15 protein-coding genes are annotated in these 16,429 nt (G+C 64.6%); 11 read left to right on the forward strand and 4 right to left on the reverse strand.

Going from position 1 to position 16,429, the window contains the following annotated elements; all coding sequences use genetic code 11:
* The first annotated feature begins 6 nt into the window (after positions 1 to 6).
* From AB4118_RS16580 to AB4118_RS16595, 4 genes are all read left to right on the forward strand, one after another.
* Positions 7 to 1,212 carry a polysaccharide pyruvyl transferase family protein gene (locus tag AB4118_RS16580; RefSeq protein ID WP_441490765.1) on the forward strand — a complete coding sequence of 402 codons (1,206 nt, stop codon included), beginning with the start codon at positions 7 to 9 and terminating at the stop codon, positions 1,210 to 1,212.
* Entirely contained in the window at positions 1,212 to 2,390 is a 1,179-nt protein-coding gene (locus tag AB4118_RS16585) for a glycoside hydrolase family protein (protein WP_441490766.1), read from the forward strand. Before AB4118_RS16580 ends, AB4118_RS16585 begins: the two co-directional genes overlap by 1 nt.
* Positions 2,387 to 3,796 carry a polysaccharide pyruvyl transferase family protein gene (locus AB4118_RS16590; RefSeq protein WP_441490767.1) on the forward strand — a complete coding sequence of 470 codons (1,410 nt, stop codon included), beginning with the start codon at positions 2,387 to 2,389 and terminating at the stop codon, positions 3,794 to 3,796. The genes AB4118_RS16585 and AB4118_RS16590 overlap by 4 nt, the downstream gene beginning before the upstream one ends.
* Positions 3,797 to 3,941: 145 nt before the next feature.
* Positions 3,942 to 4,988 (forward strand): GSCFA domain-containing protein, encoded by a 1,047-nt coding sequence (locus AB4118_RS16595; protein WP_441490768.1) that lies wholly within the window; start codon positions 3,942 to 3,944, stop codon positions 4,986 to 4,988.
* 21 nt (positions 4,989 to 5,009) lie between these two features.
* Here AB4118_RS16595 and AB4118_RS16600 read toward each other — a convergent pair whose 3' ends face one another.
* The 3 genes from AB4118_RS16600 to AB4118_RS16610 form a co-directional block, all read right to left on the reverse strand.
* Positions 5,010 to 5,639, reverse strand: a complete 630-nt coding sequence (locus AB4118_RS16600) for a nitroreductase family protein (RefSeq protein WP_441490769.1) — start codon at positions 5,637 to 5,639, stop codon at positions 5,010 to 5,012.
* 122 nt (positions 5,640 to 5,761) lie between these two features.
* Positions 5,762 to 6,079 (reverse strand): hypothetical protein, encoded by a 318-nt coding sequence (locus AB4118_RS16605; RefSeq protein ID WP_441490770.1) that lies wholly within the window; start codon positions 6,077 to 6,079, stop codon positions 5,762 to 5,764.
* On the reverse strand, positions 6,069 to 6,359 hold the full coding sequence (locus AB4118_RS16610) for a hypothetical protein (RefSeq protein WP_441490771.1): 291 nt from the start codon (positions 6,357 to 6,359) through the stop codon (positions 6,069 to 6,071). The genes AB4118_RS16605 and AB4118_RS16610 overlap by 11 nt, the downstream gene beginning before the upstream one ends.
* Positions 6,360 to 6,535: 176 nt before the next feature.
* On the opposite strand from AB4118_RS16610, the gene AB4118_RS16615 reads away from it, so the two are divergent.
* From AB4118_RS16615 to AB4118_RS16630, 4 genes are all read left to right on the forward strand, one after another.
* Positions 6,536 to 8,413, forward strand: a complete 1,878-nt coding sequence (locus AB4118_RS16615) for an ABC transporter ATP-binding protein/permease (protein WP_441490772.1) — start codon at positions 6,536 to 6,538, stop codon at positions 8,411 to 8,413.
* A 109-nt stretch (positions 8,414 to 8,522) separates the two neighbouring features.
* Positions 8,523 to 9,086: a hypothetical protein gene (locus tag AB4118_RS16620; RefSeq protein WP_441490773.1), complete on the forward strand. Its 564-nt coding sequence runs from the start codon at positions 8,523 to 8,525 to the stop codon at positions 9,084 to 9,086.
* Positions 9,087 to 9,435: 349 nt separating this feature from the next.
* Positions 9,436 to 10,959, forward strand: coding sequence for an ABC-F family ATP-binding cassette domain-containing protein (locus AB4118_RS16625; RefSeq protein ID WP_441490774.1), 1,524 nt, complete (start codon positions 9,436 to 9,438; stop codon positions 10,957 to 10,959).
* A 248-nt stretch (positions 10,960 to 11,207) separates the two neighbouring features.
* Complete coding sequence (locus AB4118_RS16630; RefSeq protein ID WP_441490775.1) at positions 11,208 to 12,155, forward strand: lysylphosphatidylglycerol synthase domain-containing protein; 948 nt, start codon at positions 11,208 to 11,210, stop codon at positions 12,153 to 12,155.
* A gap of 107 nt (positions 12,156 to 12,262) precedes the next feature.
* On the opposite strand, the gene AB4118_RS16635 is transcribed toward AB4118_RS16630, so the two are convergent.
* A complete protein-coding gene (locus AB4118_RS16635; RefSeq protein WP_441490776.1) occupies positions 12,263 to 12,553 on the reverse strand; it encodes a hypothetical protein in 291 nt (96 codons plus the stop codon).
* A 614-nt stretch (positions 12,554 to 13,167) separates the two neighbouring features.
* On the opposite strand from AB4118_RS16635, the gene AB4118_RS16640 reads away from it, so the two are divergent.
* From AB4118_RS16640 to pstC, 3 genes are all read left to right on the forward strand, one after another.
* Positions 13,168 to 14,229 carry an ATP-binding protein gene (locus AB4118_RS16640; protein ID WP_441490777.1) on the forward strand — a complete coding sequence of 354 codons (1,062 nt, stop codon included), beginning with the start codon at positions 13,168 to 13,170 and terminating at the stop codon, positions 14,227 to 14,229.
* 100 nt (positions 14,230 to 14,329) lie between these two features.
* A complete protein-coding gene (pstS, locus tag AB4118_RS16645; RefSeq protein ID WP_441490778.1) occupies positions 14,330 to 15,355 on the forward strand; it encodes a phosphate ABC transporter substrate-binding protein PstS in 1,026 nt (341 codons plus the stop codon).
* A gap of 95 nt (positions 15,356 to 15,450) precedes the next feature.
* A complete protein-coding gene (gene pstC, locus AB4118_RS16650) occupies positions 15,451 to 16,422 on the forward strand; it encodes a phosphate ABC transporter permease subunit PstC (protein ID WP_069878068.1) in 972 nt (323 codons plus the stop codon).
* The last annotated feature ends 7 nt before the right edge of the window (positions 16,423 to 16,429 follow it).

Raw genomic sequence — 16,429 nt, forward strand, 5'->3', positions numbered from 1 at the left:
AGAACCATGGCCCGCATCCTCGTCATGATCCCATCGGGAGAGGTCTACGACCATGACAATGTGCGCTGGTACCAGCACGCGGATCTCGCGAGCCATATCAACCACTACCACAATATCGGCGACGCCTTCGTCTTCGACTCCTCGTTGAAGCTGCTCAATTTCGAGAAGCTCGACGTCCTGCCGATCGCCAATCCGGACATGGCGCTGATCGACCGGATGAACGCGGAATACGACTACGTCTTCCTGCGCGGTTCGAACTATGTCCATGCCGAGATGGAATGGAACCAGACGGCCGATGTGCTGCGCCGGCTAAAGATACCAGTCATCGCCTTCGGTATTGGCGCGCAGGCGCCGGTCAGCGGCAAGCTGGAGCTCAGCGAGGACACCAAGACCGTGCTCAGGCTGATGGCGGATTCGACCGCCTCGCTCGGCGTGCGCGGCACCTATTCGGCCGAGATTCTCAACGAGATCGGCATCAAGAATGTCCGGATCATCGGTTGCCCCACGGCGTTCCGCGCCAACAGGCCGGATCTCGCGATCAAGTTGCCTGCGCTCGACAGCGTGAAGAAGGTCGGCATCACGCTGCGGCGCGAGGTCTCGCCGACCTATGCGCAGGACATCAAGCGCTACCTCACCTTCCACCGCGACCTCGTGAAGTCGCTGGCGGGCCGGTTCGAGGCGACGCTGATGGCGCAGGGCGAGATCGAGGAGAAGAAACTCGCGCTGGGAACGCCGGAGCAGAAGGAGGAGGCGATGGCGGCGCTGCGCGGAAACGAGTGGGCCACCTCCTGGTACCTCGATAAGGCGATGGAGGCGCTCTATCGCGGTCGGATGTTCTATTCGGACGTGGTTGCCGATTACGAGAATCTTGTACGCAGCCTCGACCTCGTGCTGGGCTACCGGCTGCACGGCAACCTGATGGCGCTCGCCAACGGCACGCCCTCGATCTACTTCACCTATGACAGCCGCACGGTCGAGTTCGCCGAGACCTTCCAGATCCCGAGCTTCGACGTTTTCTCCGGCCAGGATTTCAGGCTGGAGGAGCATTGGGATCAGGCGCGGTTCGACCGCTTCAACACGACCTATGCCCAGGTCTACGCCGCGATGCGCGACTTCCTGGTCGAGAACAAGGTCGACACCAAGATGCGCGCCCCGGCGGTCAGGGCGGCGGTCGCCCCCGCCATTCCCGAGGCCGAACGAAAGGTGGCCTGATGGTGGAACGCACCATCCTTGCGGCCACGCTGGCGGCCTTGCCGCTGCTCGCCGTTCCGCACCTGTCATTTGCGCAGGCTCCCGGCTATCGCGTCGAGATCGTTCCCGGCGCCACGGAGGAGACCGTCTACGCCTGGTCGCGCCAGCGCTGCGAGGAATGGCATATTCCAGACGCGCCATTGCGGGCCTTCCGCAATCAGAACGGCGCGGTGGTCGCCTTCGCCAGCAATTACCGCAACCGCGCCATGGCCGGCCCCAGCCTCGACCGGATCGGGATTTCCTGTTCGGTCTCCTTCGAGGCCAAGAGCAGTCCGGACCCGAGCGAGTTCAGCGACAAGAACTGGCTGACCGCGACATGGACCAGCGACGGTCGCGACGTCTTCGGGCTGATGCATGCGGAATACCATGCCGACCGCTACGGCAATGCCTGCCGCTTCAAGGACAGGATGAGCTGCTGGTACAATGTCGTAACGGCAGCGCATTCGACTGATGGCGGGCGCCATTTCAGCGCAGAGCCGCGCCAGCTCGTCGCCGCGCCGGCGTTCCGCCAGGATGTCGGCCAGGGGCGCCATCGCGGTTTCTTCAACCCGTCCAACATCATCGAGCGGGACGGCGCCTGGTATGCGCTGATCGCGACCACCGGCGGCGAGGGCCAGAAGGGGGGCGTCTGCCTGTTCCGCAGCACCGACATCAAGGATTCCGCCTCGTGGCGGGCCTTTGACGGCACCGACTACACGGTGCGCGCGGTCGATCCCTATCGCGAGGACCTGTCGCAGGCGAAGCCCTGCCAGCCGCTCAAGGGACTGCCGACCACGGTCGGCTCCGTCACGAAGCACGAGCCGAGCGGACTTTATCTGGCGGTGCTCCATCTCGGTCCCGACCCCAGCCAGGGGATCGCGGGCGGCCGCGTCGCCTATAGCTGGTCCGCGGATCTGCTGCGCTGGTCGCCGCTGCAGACGCTCGTCGTGCATCCGACGATGTGGAGCAAGAACTGCGCTGACACGACCCGCTACGCCTATGGCGCGGTTGCCGACCCCGACTCCACCTCGCGCAATTTCGAAACGACCGGGGACGAGGCGTTCCTGTTCATGACCCGGATGCGGGTGAAGGACTGCAAGCTCGGTCCCGAGCGCGACCTCGTCCGCGTCAAGATTCACATCGTGAAGGACCAGCCTTGAAAATTCTGCGTGCCACAACGAACGAGATCGTCGTCTCCGTCGCGAGGCGCCCCGATGGGGCCTGGCCGGCGCTGCGCCTGCGGCTCGACGGCCAGGATTATGCGACGATCCAGCCGGGCGCGGTGATAACCGGCGATGCCGTCGTCGCCGAGCTCACCATCCCGCTGCCCAGGCTCGCGGACGGTCGGCCGCGCGAGATCGCGGTGCTCGATGCCGAGAGCGGCAAGATCGCGCCCGGCTCGGGCCTCGCCCCGATCGCGACCGAGAAAAGGCTGCGCGCACTGGTGATCTACCCGGCCGGAGAGGTCTACGAGCACGACAAGGTGCGCTGGTACCGGGCGCCGATGGAGAAGCTGCTCTCCGACTATTTCAACATCGGCGACATGATCGTCTTCGACTCGACGCTCAAGCTGCTGCGCTATGCGCATCTCGAGCCGATGAAGATCATGAATCCGACAGAGGCCGATATCGAGCGCTATGCCAGCGAGTTCGACTACGTCTTCGTCCGCGGCTCGAATTTCATCCATGAAAAAATGGAGTGGTTCCGTGCCGTCGAGGTGCTGGAGAAGGTCAAGCTGCCGGTCTACGCCATCGGCGTCGGCGCGCAGGCGAGCCAGAACCGCGCCATTGAACTGTCGGACGCCTCGAAGCGGTTCTGGCAGATCGTTTCCGACCGCTGCGCCGCGATCGGCGTGCGCGGCGCCTTCAGCGCCGAGACGCTGCGCCATAACGGCATTCGCAATGTCGAGGTGGTCGGCTGCCCCTCGATCTTTCGGACCCGCAAGCGCGATCTCGCCATCCGGGTTCCGGACCAGCGTGAGATCCGCAAGGTCGCCTTCAGCCTCAGGCGCGAGGCGGACAAGAGCTATACCGCCGACCCGGAGGCCTATCTGCGCAACCAGAAGGCCGCGCTTCTCAAGGTCGATCGCCAGAGCGAGATGGTGATGTCCTCGCATGGCGAGCAGGAGGAGAAAGCCTTCTTCCTGCGCGACGAGAAGGCGATGGAGAAGGCGGTGGCCGAGTTCGTTCACACGGGCTGGTGGAGCGGCGCCGATGATGCGGCGATGCGCCGGATCTACGAGAAACAGCTTTTCACCTTCTTCGATGTCGAGCGCTATGACGCGTTTGCGCAGGGGCTCGATCTTGCGGTCGGCTACCGCGTCCACGGCGTGCTGCCGGCGGTGGCGCAGGGCGTGCCGGGCGTTCTCGTCGCCTATGACACGCGCAGCCAGGAACTGGCCGAGACCCTGAAGATCCCTGTCGTGCCGGAGTCCGCCCTCGCCGAAGGCGGGTGGCGAGCCGTCTATCAGGAAGCGCAGCTCAACACGCTCGCGAAGAGCTATGCCGCCTCCTACGACCGCATGCGTGACTTCCTCGACAGGAACGGCGTTCCCCACCGGATGTGAGGCTGACCCGTTGTCCTGAACCCTGATTGTTGAAGGGGGAGGGCGAGCTTCCCCGCAGCGCGTAAGCTGTGGGGACGCCTGAACCGAACACCCTGAAAGAGGCCGGCGGCATGGTGTCGGCGGCCAGGAGCGGCAGGAGCAGACCATGAAGATCGAATACGACGCGGGCACCGCGCTCACGATCATGCGCGGCAATCCGGTGCGCGGCTGGATCTCGGGCAAGCCCGAGCGCATGGCCAAGGAGCGACTGACGACCGGCAACTATCTCTCGGTCGAGCATAAGCCGAAGTTCCAGATCGATCCGGCCTGGCCGATTTTTACGATGGGCTCCTGCTTCGCGCGCGAGGTCGAGAACATCCTGATGATGCGTGGGCTGTCGCTCCTGCTCGAAGGCCACGGCGTTCCGGCTGAGCATTTCGAGAGCTGGAACGAGGCGACGGGCCGCGGCGGTGGTGCGGCGCGCGGAAGTCTGAGTCGCGGCGCGCTCAACAAGTACTCGGTGCGGTCCATGACGCATGAGCTCAAGCGCGTCCTGCTCGACGAATCCTATCCGCATGAAGGGCTGATCGAGCTCGCCCCCGACCAGTGGTTCGATCCGCACGCCAGCGGCCTGAGATTGCTCGACCAGCAGACCGCGCTTGCCAACCGCAAGCGCCTGACGGTCGCGACCTCGCGAATCAGGGACGCGCGGATCTGCTTCTTTACGCTGGGGCTGACCGAGACCTGGCTCGACTCCGAAACCGGGCTCGCCATGAATATCCATCCCGGCCCGACCTGGCTCTCGCGCATGCCCGAGCGCTTCCGTTTCGTCGATTACGGCTACGAGGCAACCCTGAACGACATGCTCGACACGATCGCGCTGATCCGCGAGCACTGCCATCCGGAGATGCGTTTCATCGTTACCGTTTCGCCCGTGCCGCTAGGCGCGACGTTCAAGGATGCCGACGTCATCGTGGCCAACAGCGCCTCGAAATCGGTGCTGCGCGCCGTCGCCGAGGAGCTCTACCGGCGCTTCGATTTCGTCGATTACTTCCCGAGCTACGAGATCGTCCTGAACTCGCCGCGTGCCATCGCTTTCGAGGAGGACCAGCTCCATGTCGCCCGCAAGATGGTGGCGACGGTGATGGAGACTTTCGAGCGCAGCTATCTCGGTCAGACGATCGGCGCAGCTGGCAGCCCGGCCCTGGTCTGACCCAGGCCCCTCGGCGCCGGATCAGTCCGTCCCCGTCCACACGGTGGTGATCGCCTCGATATCGGGGCGCCGGCGCTCGGTCGGCGCTTCCTTCATCGTGCCGATATGGACGAGGCCCGCGAGCTTCTCGCCGCTCGAAAGCCCGAACAGGGCGTGCACGCCGGGGCTGTAGGCGGCCCAGCCGGTGAGCCAGTTCGCGCCGAAGCCAAGCGCGTGGGCTGCGGTGAGCAGGTTCATGCAGACCGCCCCGGCGGAGAGATCCTGCTCCCAGACCGGGACACGCGCCTCGGGGTCGCTCTTGCTGACGACCAGGACGATCAGGGGCGCATAGGTCAACGAGCGGCCGATGATCCCGGTGAATTTCTCACGCTTCTCGGCATCCATCGCCGCGTTCTCGGTGGCATAGAGGCGCGAGACGCGCTCGCTTGCCCGTTTGCGCGCTTCTCCCGCAAGCACGATGAAGCGCCAGGGTTCGAGCACGCCATGATCGGGCACGCGGGCGGCGATCGTCAGGATGCGGGCCAGCGCTGCAGCATCCGGGCCCGGCTCGCTGAGCATCGTCATCCCGACCGAGCGGCGCGTTTCGAGCAGGCGCAGCAGCGTCTCGCCATCCCCGGGCGCTGCGGCAAGGGCCGCCTGGCTCTGGTTCATGTCCTCACGTCCTCGATCGTTGGCGCTTTCGCGCGTGCCCGCGCTTGAAGCATCGGTCCGAAAAGTGGATTGCGGCCTTCGGGAAAGCCGATGCAAACCCGAAGACTCAGATCACCGATGATTTAAGCCCGGCCGGCAACCTCGACCAGCCTCAGATCGGCGATCGGCGCCGGTCTTGCCAGACGCGCTAGGGCCACCTGCAGGGCGTCGATATCCTGCTCCGGGCTCGGCCGCCAGCCGCATGGACAAGCGTCCTCATGGCGATGGGCATCGGAGACCTCGCGATAGATCGAGCCGATTGCCTCGGCGGCGAGCCGCATCACGGTCATCGGGGCGAGCTGGGAATCGTGCAAGGCGTTGCAGAATGCCGTCATAACCACCTGCCGCAGCGCGGCGCGGGCGGCCTCGGTGTTCTCGTCATGGATCAGTTCAAGCGGCACGGTGCGCGTCCTCTCGCCGATGGTTGGGTTTCTCACCTTGGGCGGGACCGAGCGGCTGCGCCGATGCCTCGAGCGCAGCAGTCAGCAGGTCGACGAGACGCTGCATCCGCGCCGGCAACGCCTGATAGGCGGCCGGGCTTGCATTGGCGGGGCCCTTTGCGAAGGCGAGCGCCCGACGCAGTTCGAGGGTGGTCGCCTTGGTCCGCAGCGTTTCCTGGATGATGAGTTCGTCGCTCCTGCCGATTGCCGCAACCACGTCCCCTGCAGAAATCTCGCCCATCTCGATGCCTCGCCGTGACCGATTCTTACATGGCGAAATCCAGTACGCGCGAGGGGGTTGTAGTGCAATTTATTGTTTTCATTGAATAAATAGAACAGTTCGAAACTGCGGGGTGGCATTGGTGCCGCAAGGTCAGAATCATTCAGCCTTGGTTCATCGAGCGCAGGATAGGCGCCATGCTGGCAGGCGTGTGCGGCAACCGGGAAAACCCGGGCGCGGACGTGTGTTGTTCCGATCCGGGGGGATCATCGTTCTTGCTGAAGTCAGTCGAAGCGCCTGGCATTGCCGAAAGCCTGCCCTCCGATCGGCAGGTCGCCTGGCGCTTTGCCGGCTTGACCGGCGGTTTCTGGCGTGGAGCGACCCGTGGCAAGGCCTGGTTCTGGACGCTGTCGCTGGCGGCATCGATCATCTTCAGCGTCTTCGTCAATGTCACCGTCAATCGCTGGAACGGCTGGTTCTTCGATGCGCTGGAGAAAAAGGACACGGAGAGCGCGCTGACCGCCATGGCGGTCTTTCCGGTGCTCGCGCTCATTGTCGCCGGTATCGGCGTCGCCATCCTGGTCACGCGCGAGACGCTCCAGGTGCACTGGCGGCAATGGGTAACGGCAAAGCTCGCTGACGGCTGGGTTGGAGAGCGACGCTTCTTCCGTCTGAGCCTGTCGAATGACGAGCCGGCCAATCCCGAATATCGCATCGCCGACGATGTGCGCTGGGCAACCGAACCGCTGGTGGATTTTGCCATAGGTCTGCTGTCGGCTTTCATCACCATCGTGATGTTCATCGAGATCCTCTGGGAGATCGGGGGCGCGCTGACGATTCCGGCCGGCTCCGGGGCGATCACCATTCCGGCCTATCTCGTATTGGCGGCGATCCTCTATGCGGTGCTGGTTTCGCTTCTGATCACCATTGTCGGCCGCCGGCTGCCGCGCCTCGTTGCGGCTCGAAACGAGGGCGAAGCCAAGTTGCGCTTCGCCCTGATGCGCATTCGCGATCATGGCGAGCCGATCGCGCTCGCTCGCGCCGAGGCAGGCGAGCGTCGCGCCGTTGCACGCACCTATGACAGCCTGGCGCAGCGCTGGCTCGCCATGATCCGCCAGCGCGGCAGGCTGACCTGGATCACCAATGGCAGCGGCGCGCTCGTTCCGGTCGTTCCGTTGCTGCTGGCCGCGCCGAAATATCTCTCCGGCGAGATGTCGCTCGGCGGGGTCGTTCAAGTCGCTGCCGCCTTTGTCGCCGTGCAGAACGCCTTCAACTGGGTGCTCGACAATTTCATGCGCATCGCCGAGTGGCTGGCCGCCGCGCGGCGCGTCAACGAACTGGCCGACGCGCTCGACCGTGTCGAACAGAGCCGGCCGGATGATCATCTGACCGTGAAGCAAAGCCCTGACACTCTGCTGTGTCTCGCGGATGTCACCTTGACCGATCGCGATGGCCGCAACCTGGCCGCCGATCTCAGCTTCTCCCTGCCGGCCGGCGCGACCTTGCATCTTTCGGGCGAACTCGGGCTCGGCAAATCGGCGCTGATCCAGGCGCTCGCCGGTCTCTGGCCTTGGGGCAGAGGCGAGATTTCCCTGCCGGAGGGAGCGCGGGTGACCGTCGTGCCGCACAGCCTGCACCTGAGCGAAGGCAGCCTGCGCACGATTCTCGATACCGCGTTGACCCGTCCGGGCGATGCGCTTACCGATGCCTTGCGCCGTTACGGGCTCTCTGCGCTCGCCGCGAGCCTCGACGAGCATCGCGACTGGGACAAGCTCCTGGCGACGGGCGACAGGCAGCGCCTGGCGCTCGCCCGCGCCGAACTCGAAGCGCCTGACGTGCTCCTGCTCGACGAATCCACCAGCGCCCTCGAAACCGACACTGCGCTCGAGCTCATCGCCGAGCTGCGAGCCGTGCGGCCCGGCGCCATCATCCTGCTGATGGGCCAGAGCCCTGGCTTTGCGGAGGCCGCCAGCCACCATCTCGTGATGAAGCGGGCCGGCGGCGTGGCGCGGATGGCCAATCCGGATGGCACGCCCGCCCTGAGGGCCAGTGTGGTGGAGCGGGGCCTGACATGACGGTCGTTTCGGTCCGCCTTGCCGCGAAACCCTGTGCCTCGGGCCCGACCAAGCCCGCCTTGCCTCATGCCGCAGGTCTGACGGACCTGCCTGTAACGGAGCTGATCGCATGCTGAACATCTGGGACGTCTATTGGGGCCTGCGGGTCGAGCAGTGCCCTTGTGACGTGCATTTCGTCGAATGGCTCGAGGAGCAGAGCCTAACCGGCAAGCGCATCTATCATTTCGGGACCGGCGGGCATCACTATATCGGCATCCGCTGCGCCGAGCCGGAGCTCGACTGCACGGTGCTGGGCATCACCGCCTCGCCCAAGGAATATGATGCCTTCGTCAAGCTGGCGACTGAGAACCCCTCGATCACCAAGACCTATTCCGCCTATTTCGGCGACATCTATACCAGCAACGCAAAGCTGCTGCCGCGCTTCGATATCGTCACCCTGTTCCATTCCTGCGAGTTCCGCAGCGAGAAGAACGATGCCTATGGCGCGCTTACCGATCTCGAGGTGATGCAGCTCTTCACCGACCAGACTGACGCCGGCGGCTATATCCTGTTCTATACCGGCTCCTTCGCCTATGCCTCGGCCGAGCCGATCATTGCGGATTGGGCGAAGTCGCGCCCGGTCGAGGAGGTCGGCCTGTTCAAGACGCTGCGCGTTTTCCGCAAGACTGCCTGAGGCAAGCCGCAGTTGCGAACGATTTGGAACGGCGCTAGGGCTGTTGCCATCGTTCACTCGAGAAAGGGGGGCTGCGTGATTACGTTCTTTCGTCACCATCGTCAGCGTGGCCCCGTTCAGGCCCTGCAAGCTGTCTTGCAGGGCTGACCCAAAGACGATCGCTCAACGGTTCTCTTCCGGTCTGCCCTTCGTGGCGGCGCAGCGTCGAGCCTCATGGCTCCGGTGAACTGCGCCTCTCCCAACCCAACGAGCTGACGCCGCACAGGCATCCGGCATCCGCATCCTCAAGGCCGTGGAACGCGCCTTTCCTGGATGCCGGACAACGGCTCGCGCAGTCCAGAGAACGATTATGGCTTTGATCAACGCCCGCAAACTTGGCGTCACGCTCGGTGCGCCGCTCTTTTCCAATCTCAATCTTGCGATCGGGGCGGGAGATCGCCTCGGCCTCGTCGCAGCCAATGGCCGGGGTAAATCCACCCTGCTGCGCTGCCTTGCTGGTTCCCATGAGCCCACGACAGGCGAGATCACGCGGTCGCGCGGACTTCGCGTCGGCTATCTCGAGCAGGAAATTCCCGCCGCGCTGCTGGCATTGCCCCTCTATGACCTCGTCCGTCGCGCGCTGCCGATGGAGCAGGCCGAGACGGAATCCTGGCGCGTCGACGTTGCGCTGGAGGCGCTCGAAATTCCCGAGGCGCTTCGCCGGCGCCCCCTTTCGCAGCTGAGCGGCGGCTGGCAACGCTTCGCCATGCTGGCCAGCGTCTGGGTGACCGATCCCGACATGCTGCTGCTCGACGAGCCGACCAACCATCTCGACCTCGCCCGGATCAGCCAACTCGAGGAATGGCTGAACGGTCTGCCGCGCGACGTGCCCGTGGTGATCTCCAGTCATGATCGCGCCTTCCTCGACGCGGTGACCAATCGCACGCTGTTCCTCAGGCTGGAGAGCTCACCGGTCTTCGCGCTGCCCTATACGCGGGCGCGCGCCGCGCTGGATGAGGTCGACGCCTCAGAGGAGCGCCGCTACCAGCGCGAGATGAAGGCGGCGCAGCAGTTGCGCCGGCAGGCGGCGAAGCTGAACAATATCGGGATCAATTCCGGCAGCGACCTGCTCGTGATCAAGACCAAGCAGCTCAGGCAAAGGGCCGAGCGCCTGGAAGAGGCGGCGAGGCCTGGCTATCAGGAACGCTCATCGGGCGCGATCAGGCTGGCCAATCGCGGCACGCATGCCAAGGTCCTGATGACCCTCGACGATCTTTCCGTCGAGACGCCGGATGCGGCGCTGCTGTTCAAGACCGGCAAGCGCTCGATCACCCAGGGTGACCGGATCGTGCTGCTGGGCCGCAACGGGACCGGCAAGTCGCGACTGATTGGCCTGATCAGGGACGCGATCGCGGAAACCGACGCTGCGCGCATCAAGGTCACGCCGTCGCTTGCCCTTGGCTATAGCAGTCAGAGTCTTTCCGAACTCGCCGATAGCGATACGCCGCATGGCGTGATCACCCGGCGCTTCGATGTCGGCGACCAGCCGGCGCGCAGCCTGCTGGCGGGGGCGGGAGTGTCGATCGACATGCAGAGCAGCCGGATCGGCGCGCTCTCGGGCGGGCAGAAGTCGCGGCTCGCCATGTTGGTCTTGCGCTTGGCCAATCCGAATTTCTACCTGCTCGACGAACCGACGAACCATCTCGACATCGAAGGGCAGGAGGCGCTGGAGGGCGAACTCATGGCGCATGAGGCGAGCTGCTTGCTGGTTTCGCATGACCGCAGCTTCGTCAGGGCGGTCGGCAATCGCTTCTGGCTGATCGAGAATCGCAAATTGGTCGAGATCGAGGGGCCGGAGGCATTCTTCGCTGCGGCTCAAGCCGGAGAAACCTGAGGTTGGCCAAAAGCTTGGGCTGAAGCGGACAGTTGTCGTCGGGCCGTCGCAATGCCGGCCCGACACGACCTGCGTCAGCTTCATGGTGCGCATTCGCCGCGTCGTCCCGTCTTGTGGATCGCGGCCGAGGCGCTATCTGTCGGGGCCGGGGCGCTGCGGTGCCTCCCGTCCGCAATCGACGCGAGCACATTCCCACCTCGCGCAATTGACCACGAGAGAGCATGTCGTACGGCCCGCACGAGCCCGGAATGCCGCTGCGCAAACGCAGTCGCTGGCGCTGGCTCGGCCCACTTGCCAGCACGGTCATTTTCGTCGCTTCGCTGGCCGTCCTCTGGCTGATCATCCGCGAGATGGAGCCGGGCCAGGTAGCCGGTGCCTTCGCCGATGCCAGCCGCCGCCAGATCGGGCTGGCGCTCGGCTTCACCGCGCTGAGCTATCTGCTGCTGACCGGCTATGATGCGCTGGCGCTGAGAAGGCTGGGGATGTCGATCCCCTACCGAACGACCGCACTCGCCTCCTTCACCAGCTATTCCGTGTCCTTCACGCTCGGATTCCCGATCGTGACGGGCGGCACCGTTCGTTACTGGATCTACTCGGCCAAGGGGGTGCGCGCCTCCGAGGTCGCTCGCCTGACGATTATCGCCGGCCTGACCTTCTGGCTCGGCCTCGGCGCGATCCTCAGCGCCTGCCTGTTCTATGCCACCGATTCTGTCGCGATGCTCGCGCGCACCTCGCCCTGGGTCGTGCAGGTCGTCGGTGGCGCCACGGGGCTCGCCATCCTCGGCTATCTCGTCTGGGTCGCGACCGACGAACGCACTTTCCGGGTCCGCGGCTGGAATCTGCCGCTGCCGGGGCTCGGCATCACGCTAGGCCAGATGACACTTGGCGCCTGCGAGGTCTGCGCCGCCGCCGCCGTGCTCTTCGTACTGCTGCCCGGCGGCTATGGGCTGGAATATCCGGCTTTCCTGGCGGCCTATGTCTTCGCCTGCCTGATCGGCATCGCCGCCCATACGCCCGGCGGGCTGGGAGTCTTTGAGGCGACGATGCTCGTCGCCCTCAACCGACTGCCCTATGGCCATGTGCTTGGAGCCCTGCTGCTCTTCCGCATCATCTACTACCTGCTGCCCTTCATCCTGGCGCTGGTGATGCTGGCGCTCCACGAAATGATCCGCCGCATCAAGCGCCACGATATCTAGGGTGCCGCCCCTTCAGATCATCTGACCTGATCTCGTATCCGGTCAGATGATCCGACTGCTTGCCGCGTCTTTCTCGTAAGCCGCAATCCACTTTTCGGATCGACGCTTTAGCGGCTGCTGCGCGCTGCGTAGGCGACCTGGCGGCTGCTGCGCTTGTGCCCATACCAGGAGGCCTCGCGCGCGCCGACATCCGCATGGACGATGCCGTTCGAATAGGAACCGACGCCGCCGGTGCTCGCGAGGGCCTTGGCGGCAGCGACCGCGCTGCGTGTAGAGGCGGCTAGTGGCCTGAAGTCGATCGCCTTTCCGCTATAATGCTGCGAGTTCCGGGCATGGCGACCGCCGCAGGTCGAGGTGATCTTGATCGGGCCGATCTTGGCGACCAACTCGCTGATCATCGCCAGGGTTTCCGGTTTGAGGCAGCCCAACCCCTTCACTTGCGGTTGGAAGGAAACCTTGCCGGCGGGGACATTGGCTTGAGCGGTCGCAGAGAGGCATACTGCAACGCATGCAGCCAAGATAAAATGACGCATAAAAGACTCAACAAGACTAGGGAGAATGGAAGGCTCAAGCCACCAAATTCTTGGTCTGGCTGAGCAGTTCCATGTCCGAATAGTGTCCGTAGAAGGCCAAAAGATGGCTGGCCATGCCGATGGTCATCGTTCCATCGATTGAGCGTCATTATCCGTAGCCTTTCCAAGTCCGATGTTGTCTCAATAAAACGATGATAATTGGCTGAAAATACATTCTTTATCTGAGCGAGAGCGGCCGGTCGCAATTCCGATCATGGTCGAGACAGCCTCGGCCTCCGCGGCACCCGGCGCGTCGCCGATAGTGACCACCCAAGCGCGCTTCGTTCCTGCTGAGATCCTGGATGGCGTGGATTTCGCCCAGTGTCGCCGCGCGCTGTGGGGGGCCTCGCAAGTGCGGGGGGCATCTCGCCCGGAGCGATTGGCAGAGCGCGTGCCAGCCCCTATGAGGGCGCCAGCTTCCTCCTGATAGGCATGTTCACATGGTCGATGTCGTCGATCCCCACGCGCCGGCCACTGCAGCGCTGATCGAGGCGCTGGGTTCCGCCGTGGTGCTGCTCGATGCGCAAGGGGTGGCGCAGGCACTGAGCCCAGCGATGCGCGCGCTCATTCCGGCGCTCGAACGCGGCCAGTCGCTCACGCTCGTCCTGCGCGACCCCGACCTGATCGACGCGATCGAGCAGGTTTCGCGCCGTGGAGGGCGCCGGGTCATCGAGCTGGTCGAGCGCGTGCCGGTCGAGCGCACATTCCGCATCCACATCGCAGCTTTGACCGGCGGCGTCTGGCGTAATCCCGTGGTGCTGACCTTCGAGGATCTGAGTGAGCTGCGCGTCACGGAACGCATGCGCGTCGATTTCGTGGCGAATGCCAGCCACGAACTGCGCACGCCGCTCGCCTCCCTTCTCGGCTTCGTCGAGACCCTGCAGGGACCGGCGCGCAACGATACCGGCGCGCGCGACCGCTTTCTCGCCATCATGCGCGAACAGGGTCTGCGCATGGCGCGGTTGGTCGACGATCTGCTTTCGCTCTCGCGCATCGAGCTGCGCGCCCATCTCGCGCCGGACACGCCTGTCGATCTCTCCGCGATTTCGCGCGAGATCGTCGACTCGCTCACCCTGATGGCACGCGAGCGCAAGGTGGCGTTGAAGCTCGAGACGCCGACCCAGCCGGTCCAAGTCGCGGGGGACCGCGACGAGTTGCTGCGGCTGATGGAGAACCTCGTCGAGAACGCCATCAAATATGGCCGTGAGGGCGGCGTGGTTGCAATCAATGTGGTCGAGGGCGCGAGCGAAGCCAGCGTCAGCGTTCGTGACGACGGGCCAGGCATCCCGCCCGAGCATCTGCCCCGCCTCACCGAACGCTTCTATCGTGTCGACACGGCCGCGAGCCGCGAGGCCGGTGGCACGGGCCTTGGTCTCGCCATCGTCAAGCACATCGTGTTACGCCATCGCGGCCGTCTCACCATCGAGAGCGAGTACGGCAAGGGCGCCCTCTTCAAGGCGATCCTGCCGCGCCTCGGCGCGATGATGCGGAGCCCGTCCTGACCAATGTGACGGCGAACGTGACGGTCTGTCATCTGTCTGTCACATGGAAGGTGTTCTAGCGGGGCTGCTAAAGACTGCGACCCAGACGAGGACTCCTCTAATGCGCAAAATTCTCATTCTCGCGGCTGCGACGATCGGCTTGGCCGGCGTTGCCCAGGCCGCCGACATTACCGGCGCGGGCGCGACCTTCCCCTTCCCGATCTACTCGAAATGGGCTGAAGCTTATAAGAAGGAGACCAATATCGGTCTCAACTATCAGTCGATCGGCTCAGGCGGCGGTATCCGGCAGATCAAGGCCAAGACGGTTGCGTTCGGCGCGACCGATGCCCCGCTCAAGGGCGAGGACCTGACCAAGGACGGCCTGATCCAGTTCCCGACCGTCATGGGTGGCGTCGTTCCGGCCGTCAACATTGCCGGCGTCGAGCCGGGCAAGCTGAAGCTCACCGGCGCGATCATCGCCGACATCTATCAGGGCACCATCAAGAAGTGGAACGATCCCAAGATCGTCGCCATCAATGCCGGCCTGACCCTGCCTGACGCCAACATCAACCCGGTCTATCGTTCGGACGGCTCGGGCACGACCTTCGTCTTCACCGACTATCTCTCGCGCGTTTCGCCGGACTGGAAGTCGAAGATCGGCACCAACACGGCCGTGCAGTGGCCGGTCGGCATCGGCGGCAAGGGCAATGAGGGCGTCTCGGCCTCCGTCAAGCAGGTCGCGAACTCGATCGGCTATGTCGAGTACGCCTATGCCAAGCAGAACAAACTGGCCCATGCGCTGGTCGAGAACGCCGACGGCCAGTTCCCGGCTCCGGACGACAAGTCCTTCCAGGCCGCTGCCGCCAATGCGAACTGGAACGAGGCTGCCGGCTTCGGCATCTCGTTGAACAACCAGAAGGGCGCCCAGGCCTGGCCGATCACCTCCGCCACCTTCCTGCTCGTCCATGCCAAGCCGGAGAAGCCCGAAGAGGTGCAGTCCGCGCTGAAATTCGTCGACTGGGCCTTCAAGAACGGCGACAAGCTCGCGCTCGATCTCGACTACGTGCCGCTCCCGGCCAACGTCAAGGATCAGGTCCGCGCCGCCTGGAAGGGCGCCACCGACCCGGCTGGCAAGCCGATCTTCTGATCCATGCTATGACGCGAGGCGGGTTGTTCCCGCCTCGCGTTCGACTTTGTGAGACCCGTTTCCTCGTGCTTCTTATGCGACCGGAGTAACCACGGATGGCTGCCGTGACAGACCAGATGGCCGCGCCCGGCGCGCCCGCCATTCGCCGCACTCCAAAGGGCACCTTCGACATTGTCTTCCGCAATGCCAGCCGGGCCGCCGCGCTCTTCGTGCTGGTGCTGCTCGCGGGCATCATCGCCTCGATGATCATCGGCGGCTGGCCCGCCTTCCGCGAATTCGGCCTTGGTTTCATCACATCCAGCGTCTGGGACACCCAGAACGAGCAGTATGGCGCCTGGCCTGCCATCGTCGGCACCTTGTCGACCGCGCTGATCGCGCTGGTCCTTGGCGTGCCGCTCTCGCTCGGCATCGCCGTCTACCTCACCCAGCTCGCGCCGCCCTGGTTCAAGCGCCCGGTCTCGACGACGATCGAGCTGCTCGCCGCCGTGCCCTCGATCATTTACGGCATGTGGGGTCTCTTCGTTTTCGTGCCGCTCTTCGCGGCCTATGTGCAGATCCCGGTCTCGAACATCGTCGAAGGCATTCCGCTGGTCGGCACCGTGCTGTATTCGCGCTCGCCCTCGGGGCTCGGCATCCTGACGGCCGGCATCATCCTCGCCTTCATGATCATCCCCTTCATCGCCTCGATCACCCGCGACATGCTGGAGCAGATCCCGTCCGTGCTGCGTGAGAGCGCCTATGGCATCGGCGCCACGACCTGGGAGGTCGTGCGCCATGTGCTGGTGCCGCAGGCCGGCGTCTCGATCATCGGCGCGATCATGCTCGGTCTTGGCCGCGCGCTTGGCGAGACCATGGCGGTGACCTTCGTCGTCGGCAATGCCAACCGGCTTTCGGCCTCGATCATGGACCCCGGCTCGACCATTGCCTCGCGCATCGCCAACGAATTCAACGAGGCGATGGGCCTGCAGCTCAACGCGCTGATCGCGCTCGGCTGCATCCTCTTCTTCGTCACCTTCGTCGTCCTCGTGATCGCGCGTATCCTTGTCGCGCGCGTCAAGTCCTTCTGAGCGGAGC

Origin of the sequence: Allobosea sp. 2RAB26 (genome assembly GCF_052115465.1) — a bacterium.
Lineage (GTDB): Bacteria > Pseudomonadota > Alphaproteobacteria > Rhizobiales > Beijerinckiaceae > Allobosea.

Coding starts and splice junctions, on each gene's coding strand:
- AB4118_RS16580 (WP_441490765.1), top strand. CDS start 7: ATGGCCCGCATCCTCGTCATGATCCCATCGGGAGAGGTCTACGACCAT.
- AB4118_RS16585 (WP_441490766.1), top strand. CDS start 1,212: ATGGTGGAACGCACCATCCTTGCGGCCACGCTGGCGGCCTTGCCGCTG.
- AB4118_RS16595 (WP_441490768.1), top strand. CDS start 3,942: ATGAAGATCGAATACGACGCGGGCACCGCGCTCACGATCATGCGCGGC.
- AB4118_RS16600 (WP_441490769.1), bottom strand. CDS start 5,639: ATGAACCAGAGCCAGGCGGCCCTTGCCGCAGCGCCCGGGGATGGCGAG.
- AB4118_RS16610 (WP_441490771.1), bottom strand. CDS start 6,359: ATGGGCGAGATTTCTGCAGGGGACGTGGTTGCGGCAATCGGCAGGAGC.
- AB4118_RS16615 (WP_441490772.1), top strand. CDS start 6,536: ATGCTGGCAGGCGTGTGCGGCAACCGGGAAAACCCGGGCGCGGACGTG.
- AB4118_RS16620 (WP_441490773.1), top strand. CDS start 8,523: ATGCTGAACATCTGGGACGTCTATTGGGGCCTGCGGGTCGAGCAGTGC.
- AB4118_RS16625 (WP_441490774.1), top strand. CDS start 9,436: ATGGCTTTGATCAACGCCCGCAAACTTGGCGTCACGCTCGGTGCGCCG.
- AB4118_RS16630 (WP_441490775.1), top strand. CDS start 11,208: ATGCCGCTGCGCAAACGCAGTCGCTGGCGCTGGCTCGGCCCACTTGCC.
- AB4118_RS16635 (WP_441490776.1), bottom strand. CDS start 12,553: ATGATCAGCGAGTTGGTCGCCAAGATCGGCCCGATCAAGATCACCTCG.
- AB4118_RS16640 (WP_441490777.1), top strand. CDS start 13,168: ATGGTCGATGTCGTCGATCCCCACGCGCCGGCCACTGCAGCGCTGATC.
- pstS (WP_441490778.1), top strand. CDS start 14,330: ATGCGCAAAATTCTCATTCTCGCGGCTGCGACGATCGGCTTGGCCGGC.
- pstC (WP_069878068.1), top strand. CDS start 15,451: ATGGCTGCCGTGACAGACCAGATGGCCGCGCCCGGCGCGCCCGCCATT.